At 38.6% G+C, this 6,370-nt stretch carries 8 protein-coding genes and 2 pseudogenes; 1 reads left to right on the forward strand and 9 read right to left on the reverse strand.

The features are described 5' to 3' along the window. The first annotated feature begins 633 nt into the window (after positions 1–633). Positions 634–1,665, forward strand: coding sequence for an IS630 family transposase (locus tag PTE_RS19420; RefSeq protein ID WP_036849709.1), 1,032 nt, complete (start codon positions 634–636; stop codon positions 1,663–1,665). 743 nt (positions 1,666–2,408) lie between these two features. On the opposite strand, the pseudogene PTE_RS19425 reads toward PTE_RS19420, so the two are convergent. From PTE_RS19425 to PTE_RS19455, 9 genes and pseudogenes are all read right to left on the reverse strand, one after another. Beyond that, positions 2,409–2,854 (reverse strand): annotated as a pseudogene (locus PTE_RS19425) (contact-dependent growth inhibition system immunity protein). Then, positions 2,851–2,967, reverse strand: coding sequence for an endonuclease toxin domain-containing protein (locus PTE_RS27070; protein WP_331251368.1), 117 nt, complete (start codon positions 2,965–2,967; stop codon positions 2,851–2,853). Before PTE_RS27070 ends, PTE_RS19425 begins: the two are co-directional and overlap by 4 nt. A 156-nt stretch (positions 2,968–3,123) precedes the next feature. Then, a complete protein-coding gene (locus PTE_RS19430) occupies positions 3,124–3,606 on the reverse strand; it encodes a hypothetical protein (protein WP_051477472.1) in 483 nt (160 codons plus the stop codon). Then, positions 3,603–3,881 carry a hypothetical protein gene (locus PTE_RS19435; RefSeq protein WP_070974898.1) on the reverse strand — a complete coding sequence of 93 codons (279 nt, stop codon included), beginning with the start codon at positions 3,879–3,881 and terminating at the stop codon, positions 3,603–3,605. Before PTE_RS19435 ends, PTE_RS19430 begins: the two co-directional genes overlap by 4 nt. Before the next feature lie 85 nt (positions 3,882–3,966). Then, positions 3,967–4,269 (reverse strand): hypothetical protein, encoded by a 303-nt coding sequence (locus PTE_RS19440; RefSeq protein ID WP_036849711.1) that lies wholly within the window; start codon positions 4,267–4,269, stop codon positions 3,967–3,969. After that, positions 4,266–4,748, reverse strand: coding sequence for a hypothetical protein (locus PTE_RS19445; RefSeq protein ID WP_051477473.1), 483 nt, complete (start codon positions 4,746–4,748; stop codon positions 4,266–4,268). The genes PTE_RS19440 and PTE_RS19445 overlap by 4 nt, the downstream gene beginning before the upstream one ends. 135 nt (positions 4,749–4,883) lie before the next feature. Further along, the gene (locus PTE_RS24045; RefSeq protein WP_071993012.1) at positions 4,884–5,084 is read right to left on the reverse strand and encodes a DUF637 domain-containing protein; all 201 of its coding nucleotides are present in this window, start codon (positions 5,082–5,084) and stop codon (positions 4,884–4,886) included. A 112-nt stretch (positions 5,085–5,196) separates the two neighbouring features. Continuing rightward, entirely contained in the window at positions 5,197–5,610 is a 414-nt protein-coding gene (locus PTE_RS19450) for a hypothetical protein (protein ID WP_036849712.1), read from the reverse strand. A 5-nt stretch (positions 5,611–5,615) separates the two neighbouring features. Then, positions 5,616–6,370: pseudogene (locus tag PTE_RS19455) on the reverse strand (DUF637 domain-containing protein); the annotation flags it as partial.

Raw genomic sequence — 6,370 nt, forward strand, 5'->3', positions numbered from 1 at the left:
ATTAAAATGGCTATTTTAGCGTAATAAATGGCATGTGCATTTAGTTAATGTCATTTTTAAAATATTGGAGTTGTTAAAATAAAAATTTTTATTTTATAAAATAGGATCGTTATATATGATTTTAGATTTTAGCTTAACTCCATTCACCCATATCTATTTAAATGATGTTTAAATGGATTGGTAAATTAATTTAATAACGCTTTATTGCATCAATAATAATGAAAAGTCTGGCGAATTAATTAGCCTGAAAGGTTATAATGATTATATAGGTATTTAAACATTAATAAATCACGAAAATAGCTTGAAAAAATAACGATATTAATTGATTTTAGCGTTAAATCATATTTAAGATATTATTTAAATAAAACCGTAAAAAACAATGCTATTGGACAGGCTAAAATAGTGTAAAACAAGTTTAAGCGGGCGTATTTAATGTGTTTTATGAATGATTATTTAACTGGTTTATGAAAAGGTTTATCCCCAGTTTAAAACGTTATTAAAGTCGGTTCCTTTTGGAAAAATAGATTTCCTGATTAACCGATTGATATTTTTGTTTATTTTTTTTACGGAGTATATACCTGTGCTCATTGAAACTGCTTGATTTTCGCCCAAATGAGGTTCAGGGTATCCGTCATGAAAATATTCATTACCGATGAACAAAAAGCCGAACTTGAACACCTCCATCACACCTGCCGTGATAAGAGAGAGAGTGATCGCATCAAAGCGGTTCTCCTGGCCTCTGAGGGCTGGAGTTCTGTCATGATCGCTCAGGCCCTGCGCCTGCATGAAACGACCGTTAATCGTCATATCAGCGATTACCTTAATCACCGTAAAATCAAGCCCGAAAATGGCGGCTCTCAGAGCCATCTCAGCGAAACACAGACTCAGGAACTTATCGCCTATCTGACCGCGAATCTTCTGCCTACCACACAGGCGGTTATCCGCCTTGTCAAAGAAGCGTGGGATATCCGTTACACCGTTCCCGGCATGAATAAATGGCTGCACCACAAGGGATTCAGTTATAAAAAGCCGACCGGCGTGCCACACAAGTTCAACGCGGAACAGCAGCGGGCCTTTATAGAAACCTACGGGAAACTCAAGCAGGAAGCCGGAAACCATGAGCCCATCCTGTTCATTGATGGCGTCCATCCCACGCAGGGGACGAAACTGGCTTATGGCTGGATGCGTAAAGGTCAGAAAACCGCGGTGAAAACCACGGGAAGCCGTACCCGTCTGAACCTGATGGGGGCCCTTAATCTGGATGATATTAGTAAAACGGTAGTACGCGAGTATGACCGTATCGACAGTTATCACATCGCCGAGTTTTTCATTGCCATCCGTGAGACCTATCCGGTCAGTCAGAAGGTTCATATTATCCTTGACGGAGCCGGTTACCACCGAAGCAGGCTGGTGAAAGACTGGGCTTATGTGATGAATATTGAGCTTCATTACCTGCCACCGTACAGCCCGAATCTGAACCCGATAGAAAGGCTGTGGAAGGTGATGAATGAACAAGTCAGGAATAACCATTATTTCGCCTCGACGACCTTGTTCAAGCAGGCAATACATCGCTTTTTTACGGAAATATTACCGGAACTGGCCGGGAACCTGTCGTGCCGTATTAATGACAACTTCCAGGTTATGAATCCTGCATCTTCAAGTTAAGCGGGTATATAAGCGTTAATAAAGCCAATTGTTTTTCTCATTTTCATTGATAGATTTATGATAGGCAGGTTTTGAATTTTTATTAAAAGCCATTTTTTAATCTCTGGTTTTAACTGGTATAATAAGGTTTTAACCATTATTTTTACAGCTTTTTATATCTGATTTTTATTCAGTTTAATCACCATGGTATATTGTATTTTACGTTTAACCAGTGTTAATCATACTCGCTTTATCTTTACTGACTCTGTTTTAATGGCAATCATGAGCAGTTTTCATAAGCTATTACCCTTTATTTTTTCTTCATAAATCAACCCGTAAATAACTTGATAGTATAAATATACCTTTTTATGTTTTTCGGATAATATCTTTTTTCGCTGATTTTTTTCAATTTTCTGTTAATGGTTAATAAACTTCTATTAAATTCAATTAATGTCTTTTTAAAAATCTGCACTTATAGTTAAATTCGTCTTTTATATAAAAGCTTTAATATCTCTGTTTTGTGCTTTTAAATGGTCATGGCAGGACTGTTAAATGTAAAATAAGCCGAGGATAATATCGTCGATAAAATACATTAAACATGACAGAGAATAAGCCGTTTTTAGTCACTCTGTACCTTTTAAAAATCTGGTATTAATGGATACCTGTTTTTTACCCTCAGATAACTAATCACCGAAAAGAAAACAGCTTTCCAATCGTCCAAAAAGGGAAAAAAATCCCAGCTTTTTTATGGCTGGGATCTTGATTTAACCGATACAGAGACTAAGGGAGAACCTCAGCCCCGCACTAATTTCAGTATCAGAGCTATTAATAGGAAGTATCACGTAGTCCGATTCCGATATATTATCACCAGACCAAACTTCCAGTTTTTCATGTTCTTGAACAACGCACGTTTGGTTTTATAGCCATATTTTTCCATCAACATTGCTATCCAGATAACATATTGCTGTTTGCCTTTTTCGAGATCAAAAAAAGCCACACGTTCATCAAGAGAAGTTAATGTTCTACTATTTAATAACGCGCGTAAAACATCCTTACCAATACATTTGTCATCGGCATCAAGAGACAATATATGAGGATTATAAATTGGGTCTCTACGGGTTTTACCAAGACCGGAGTAAGTTTCAATAAGTAAAAACTCATTAGTGCTGTAGCAACTAGCCCAATAATCTTGATCTTTGTTAAACATCATCGTTTCACCTGTGTCACTATTACCTTAACACCCTGATTTTTCCCGTATTCAATAGCCCGATTTATTTCTAACCATTGAGCCTTTGTTGTATTCGCCGGAACTGCTAATCTGATTTCTCTATTCTATTGTAATTGTAGCTAATTCAGCGGCAAAAGTACTCAAGGTTAAATGGCCTGAGTCTGGTTGAGTTCCAGACTCAGGTATCATTAACCGCCTAGTGTGACCTGTCCAACTTTTGGGGACAGTTCATATTCATACTGGGATTAAAATTATAGATTTACTATTTTTACTAAAGTGATTTTCTCCTCAAGAAAAATACATTCTGGAATATCGTTATATATATATATTTCATCTCCCAAATTAAGCAAGCTAATCTGACCATAATTATAAAAAATAAAACTAAAGCCAATGACACATTGCTCAATTTCAGAGTAAATAGCATTAAAACAAGATAACTTCTGGCCTATCAATCCATTGAATATTGAATGTTGGGATATATCCTTAATTATTTGTTTCCCGTATTCACCTAAGTCACTCTCGATCATCGGCTTATTGCATACAACTAGTGATGAGCCGTCTTGACCGCAAGATATCTTCCTTGATATACCAGCCCCTTCAAATTCGAAAAATAATTCTTGAGGGTGCTCTATATCCTCTACATGCAGCATATAGACTAATCCCTGAACAGATTTAAGGTGGTTGCCAATAATACCTATTCCCCAATCATGGGCTTCTTTAGAGATAATATTCAACGAGGTTCTCCTTTTAGGGAATTTTTGACAGAAGTATTATTAACCCCATCTTTTAGTATAGTAACAAAAGTTCCGTCTGGTTTAGTAACAACAACATCATTACCCTTTATTTTGAAGAACACACCACTTCTTGTTCCATTAGGGCCCTGTCCAGCAAAAACTCCTGGGATTGTTTTATCTGCGTTGTTACCTATATCATTTATTTTATCCAGCAGCATTTTTTTATCTGTAGCATTTGATGCATTACCGCCAAAAATTGAATGACCTGAGTCCAATGCAATACCGGACTCAAGCCATGTTAGCAGCCGGATGAAACTGTCCAAAAATTGAGATACAGTTCAAAAAGGCCGGTATCTTTTATCACCATCCTAACAAGTTATTTAGTCCTTTAACTGAATCATTAATATAACTTTCATATTGACTTAGTGGTTCATTTCTATCTAAAGCTACAGCATAAACTTGCTCTAAACTAAACCAATGCTCATAAAACTGTTCTTTCCACTCATTATTCACATCTTGTAAGCAATCCAATAAATCTCTCAAGCGATCAATGAGTACATTTAAAGGAAGTCTGTTTTCAACATAAGCTCCTAGAGTCTCTTTCATCAAATTAAGTTGTCTAAGATCGTACTCAGTAAGAGCAATATTGTTTAATTTTTTCATTGTCTTATAATCCCGAAATCTACCGTAACCACACGGCCAGATTTTTCATCAACAATTATAGTAAGGTTATTCGTTTTATCGTGATAAGCCATTGTGCTTGGAATTTTTCCTTTCACTGCATTTTCTGGTTTGATAGCGTTTTCTACTACTGTAGGTGTGATTCCTTGTCTTTGCATACGATCAAGTGAATGGCTGGAATAGTCACGATTTCCAATTGTGGTTGGCTTGTTTATTCCGTCTGGAACATTCAGTGGATTACCTTTAGAACCTGTTGGGGTTTTTGCAGATATCTGCTGACTTGCTTCTTGAATAAGTTTAGAAGCTTCTCCAACATCTCCATTCTTCAGGGCTTTCTCTGCTGCCTTGATAGTCTTTCCGGCAGCATCACCTGCTCCAGGAATAATAGCTATCGCGGCGACCAGATAATCTAATACGCTCTCAGCCTCGACAAAACCTTTAATATCCCCGATAACGGGCACGAAGTCAGTACCAACGCTGATAATTTCCCTGGCTTGCTTACACGCCTCCGGTGATTGCTGACAAAATGCTCTTTTTTTCTCCTCGTAAGCTTTGATTGTACCCCGTTTTTTTCTCTGCCGCGGACAGAAGGTGTGCTAGTGAATTATAGACAATAACGATTTCCTCGGCACACCCAGAATTTCCCCGTTATGCCCAATCAGTTTGGCCTCTTCCGCATTCATCTGGTTGCCGATATGGTTCAATAACGCGGTTTGCAGATTATCCGTAAAACTGCCGCCATTCATGGCCGTGCCTATTGTTGAGTTCACTACGGAATTGTGGATAGGGGAGTACATCCACGATGACAACCATGAAAGAATCAGCTCAAAGTTAAATGGTCTGAGTCCAGAGGGGCTCTGGACTCAGGCATCATTAGCTGCTTAGTGTAGGGTTAGTTCAGGATCCTTTTTAACGTGACCAGAATGGCGGATCGTGTGGGCCTAAAGCATCGTATTGCTCAAGAGGGCGATCTCTATCTGTCATAAAATCAGGCATGTCTGTTATCACTATTCTAACTGGCTTATAAATACCCCAGTCTTCATGAAATCCTTGAGCGGATTTTATACAATGTTCCATTCCTTCAAAATATCTAAAAAATCTGTATTTCAGCTCCTCTGATAATCCCTGCCGAAGCTGTGTCATTAACGAAGATGCTTCTTCTAATTCATGAAGATGAAGATACTTCTGATAAAACTGAGACAAGATTTTTTGATCGTTAACATCATGTATCTGTTTATTCAAAACAGAAAAAAAGTGGGCCATTTCTGAAGCAGAACCAAGCTCTACAATAGAACTACCACCATAAAAACCAATATGTTTCATGTTAGTTACCCTTTAAACTCGATCACCGCTGGATCTATAATTCCATTTGATTTTTGAATAATCCCTTTAATAATTTCCCGCTCCTGTTCTGGTGACACAGTTTGTCCACGGATATCAATAACTACTCTTTGTTCCATTCCTGCGGGAAGGTTTTTCTGCCGCTCAATTGCCTGTTTGGCAACATTATTAATCAGGCCATTTTTATTCGTTGCAATGTTATAGTTTTTCACTTCAACACTGCAAACATTGCCCTGACACCAGTCTGGGCGAACACTGCCTTTAGTGCCATAGGGGACTTCTTTACCCTCTTTAAACGTCACTTGACCACTCCAGCCATCCCCTAAATCTTTCCCGACATCAATTTCTGATTTTCTGTGGCCGGGGCGTGAGATTGATGTAATTTCATCACTGGCCTTATTGATAAGTGTAGAAGCTTCCCCAACGTCGCCTTTTTGTAAGGCTTTCTCTGCCGCCTTGATAGTCTTCTCAGCAACATCACCTGCACCGGGAATAATGGCCATCGCGGCGACCAGATAATCTAATGCGCTTTCAGCCTCGACAAAACCTTTAATATCCCCGATAACGGGCACGAAGTCAGTACCAACGCGGATAATTCCCCCGGCTTGTTTACACGCCTCCGGTGACTGCTGACAAAATGCTCTCTTTTTCTCCTCGTAAGCTTTTATTGTACCCCGTCTTTCTTTCTCTGCCGCGGACAGAAGGTGTGCCAGCGAATTATAGACAATAACGATTTCCCCAG

Source organism: Photorhabdus khanii NC19, from assembly GCF_000517265.1.
Lineage (GTDB): Bacteria > Pseudomonadota > Gammaproteobacteria > Enterobacterales > Enterobacteriaceae > Photorhabdus > Photorhabdus khanii.

Bases quoted from the DNA above. Each gene is read 5' to 3' on its own strand.
- PTE_RS19440 (WP_036849711.1), bottom strand. From the start codon at position 4,269: ATGAAAAAATTAAACAATATTGCTCTTACTGAGTACGATCTTAGACAA.
- PTE_RS19420 (WP_036849709.1), top strand. From the start codon at position 634: ATGAAAATATTCATTACCGATGAACAAAAAGCCGAACTTGAACACCTC.
- PTE_RS19450 (WP_036849712.1), bottom strand. From the start codon at position 5,610: ATGAAACATATTGGTTTTTATGGTGGTAGTTCTATTGTAGAGCTTGGT.
- PTE_RS24045 (WP_071993012.1), bottom strand. From the start codon at position 5,084: ATGTACTCCCCTATCCACAATTCCGTAGTGAACTCAACAATAGGCACG.